General features: G+C 70.9%; 2 protein-coding genes and 1 pseudogene. 2 read left to right on the top strand and 1 reads right to left on the bottom strand.

Annotated features, from left to right (window positions below):
* The first annotated feature begins 374 nt into the window (after nucleotides 1-374).
* Together ACLU3S_RS36470 and ACLU3S_RS36465 are read left to right on the top strand one after the other, a co-directional pair.
* On the top strand, nucleotides 375-1,004 hold the full coding sequence (locus tag ACLU3S_RS36470; RefSeq protein WP_413956266.1) for a lysophospholipid acyltransferase family protein: 630 nt from the start codon (nucleotides 375-377) through the stop codon (nucleotides 1,002-1,004).
* Nucleotides 1,005-1,130: 126 nt separating this feature from the next.
* Nucleotides 1,131-2,774 carry a multicopper oxidase family protein gene (locus tag ACLU3S_RS36465; RefSeq protein WP_413956265.1) on the top strand — a complete coding sequence of 548 codons (1,644 nt, stop codon included), beginning with the start codon at nucleotides 1,131-1,133 and terminating at the stop codon, nucleotides 2,772-2,774.
* Nucleotides 2,775-2,792: 18 nt separating this feature from the next.
* Here the strand turns inward: ACLU3S_RS36465 and ACLU3S_RS36460 are convergent.
* Nucleotides 2,793-3,246 (bottom strand): annotated as a pseudogene (locus ACLU3S_RS36460) (MFS transporter); the annotation flags it as partial.

The raw sequence follows: 3,246 nt of genomic DNA, 5'->3' as shown, positions 1-3,246 counted from the left end.
TCGCTGCCCATGCACGTCCTCCTGCCGCACCGATGGTCGGGGGTGCGCGCAACGGGAGGGATACGTGTTCCGGAACTCCCGGACGACGCCGTGTGGCGCCTTGGGGGCGGGAGCCGGGACCACCTGAGGAGGCGGCCACACGAGCGATGTCCGTCACACCGCCGCACGGGCGTCGCACACCGTCTCCGGCGCGCCACCGCAGGTAAACACGCGTCAACAGTTCGTAAGACCTCGGCGAACCGCGCGTACCCGATGTGCGCTTCCCCCAAAGCCGCGAGTAATGTCCTCACCTGCACAGACACATATCGCCCCCCTCGACATCGGAGGACCCGTTGTCCCGCTTCGCGCTCATCAAGGCAGTGCTCGGACCGATCATGCGCCTGATGTTCCGCCCACAGGTGGAGGGCGTGGAGCACATCCCCGGGGACGGCCCGGTGATCCTGGCCGGAAATCATCTGACGTTCATCGACTCGATCGTGCTGCCGCTCGTCACCAAGCGGCAGGTGTACTTCATCGGCAAGGACGAGTACGTCACCGGCAAAGGCGTCAAGGGCCGCCTGATGGCGTGGTTCTTCACCGGCGTCGGCATGATCCCGGTGGACCGGGACGGCGCGAACGGCGGCGTGGCCGCCCTGATGACCGGGCGGCGCATTCTGGAGGAGGGGAAGATCTTCGGGATCTACCCCGAGGGCACCCGCTCGCCCGACGGCCGGCTGTACCGGGGACGCACCGGCATCGCGCGGCTGACCCTGATGACCGGCGCGCCGGTCGTGCCGTTCGCCATGATCGGCACCGACAAGCTGCAGCCCGGCGGCCGGGGCATCCCGCGGCCCGGCAAGGTGACCGTCCGCTTCGGCCAGGCCATGGAGTTCTCCCGGTACGACGGCATGGACCGCGACCGCTACGTGCTGCGGGCGGTCACCGACTCCGTGATGGCGGAGGTCATGCGGCTGTCCGGGCAGGAGTACGTGGACATGTACGCCACGAAGGCGAAGGCCGCCTGAAAATCGCTGCCGAACGGGCGGGCGCGGGCCGCGCCCGTCCGCCTGCCGGTGGAATCTGCCCCCGACACACGGGACGCCACGCCTAGCCTCCCGCGCATATGAGCACACAACATGTCTTATTCAGACATGGATACACCTTCGCGGCGAACCATCCTACGTGCCCCGCTCGCTGCCGCCGGTGCGGGACTCCTGTCGGCCTGCACCAGTTCCGGCTCCGAGCCACCCCGCTCCGCCCTCCGCGGCGCGGGGCTGGAGGGGAACTTCGCCCCGCCCGGACCCCGGGGGTACATCAACCCCTCGGATCCGGAGGTGCTCGCCGCCGAGCGCAGACGCGGGGCGGGCCGCGTGCACACGCTCAGGTTCACCGCCGCCGAGTCCAGGCTGGACCTGGGCGGGCGGGCGGTGCGCACCTGGGCGTACAACGAGACGGTGCCCGGCCCGCTGGTCCGCGTCACCGCCGGTGACGTGCTCGATCTGACACTGGCCAACCGGCTGCCCGACACCACCACCCTGCACTCCCACGGAGTGCGGCTGCGCTGCGACATGGACGGCGTCCCGGACCTGACCCAGCGGGCCATCCCCGCCGGGGCCGACTTCGTGTACCGGTTCACCGTCAAGCACCCGGGCACCTACCTGTTCCACTCCCACGTCGGCATGCAGCCCGACCGGGCGCTGTACGCGCCGCTCGTCGTCGACGACCCCAAGGAGCCCCTGCGCTACGACAAGGAGTGGATCGTCGTCCTCGACGACTGGCTCGACGGCGTGGACGGCTCCACCCCCGACCGGGTGCTCGAACAGCTCAAGCCCGGCTCGGGCGGCATGGACATGAGAGGCATGGCCATGGGCCCCGGGAACAGCCACCAGAGCGGCCACCCGAGTCCGAGCGGGCAGGGCGGCGCCAAGGCGTCGCCGGCCAAGAAGTACACGGGCCCCTCCCGGGTGATGCACGGCTCCCGCAGCAGCATCCTGCACAGCGAGGGCGGCAGCGTCGACTACCCGTACTACCTCGCCAACGGCCGCCTGCCCACCAGTCCCTCGGTGTTCCGCTGCCGCAAGGGCGAGCGCATCCGGCTGCGCCTCATCAACGCCGGTTCGGAGACCGCCTTCCGGGTCGCGCTCGGCGGCCACACCATGACGGTCACGCACACCGACGGCTACCCGGTGAAGCACAAGGAGACCGACGGCCTGCTGATCGGCATGTCGGAGCGCTACGACGTCCTGGTCACCGCCGAGGACGGCGTCTTCCCGCTGGTCGCGGAGGCCGAGGGCAAGAAGGGGCGGGCGCTCGCCGTGCTCCGCACCGACAACGGAAGAAACCTTCCGCCAGCGAACGTCCGCCCGGACGAGCTCGACGGCGACATCGTGCCGGCCCGGCGCCTGGAGCCGGACGACTCCGTGGCCCTGCCCGACCGCAAGGTCGACCGCGAGATCCGCATCAGGATCACCGGCACCATGAAGAAGTTCGACTGGGGCTTCGACCACATGGCCTACTCGGTGCGCCAACGGCACCCGGTCCACCAGGGCGAACGCGTGAAGCTCACCCTCATCAACGCCACCGACATGTGGCATCCGATGCACCTGCACGGGCACACGTTCGCGGTCAAGGGACTGGACTCGGCCGGCGCGCGCAAGGACACCGCGGTGGTGCTGCCGCACCGGAAGCTGGTGCTCGAGTTCGACTGCGACAACCCGGGGCTGTGGATGCTGCACTGCCACAACCAGTACCACTCGGAGAGCGGCATGATGACGGTGCTCGGGTACAAGAGGTGACGGCGCCGGACTCGCGCCTCAGCCCGCGCCGTCCAGCCGCTGTCCCCTCAGCAGGAACCACGCCACCGCCGCCGTGCCCAGCAGCACCGCCGCCCCCGCGCCGCAGGCCAGGTGGAGGCCGTGGACGAAGGAGTCGCGGGCCGCGCCGAGGAGGGCCTCGGCGCGGTGCGGGGCCATGGCCGCCGACGCCTCCACGGCCGCACCCAGTGACTCGTGGGCCCGCGGCGGGGTGCCGGCCGGGCCGGTGAAGCCGCGGTAGACGCCGGTCACGATGGAGCCGAGCAGGGCGATGCCCAGCGCCGCGCCCAGTTCGTACGCCGTTTCGGAGACCGCCGAGGCGGCGCCGGCCTGGTCCCTGGGCACGCTGGAGAGGATCACGTCGGCGGTGACCGTGAAGGACAGGCCCGCGCCGACGCCGACGACCAGCAGGGCGGCGCCGAGCACCGGATAGCCGGTGGACACGCCGAGCGAG

The sequence above is a fragment of the Streptomyces sp. AF1A genome (genome assembly GCF_047340315.1).
Classification (GTDB): domain Bacteria; phylum Actinomycetota; class Actinomycetes; order Streptomycetales; family Streptomycetaceae; genus Streptomyces.
This window is presented reverse-complemented; position numbering and strand designations above follow the sequence as displayed.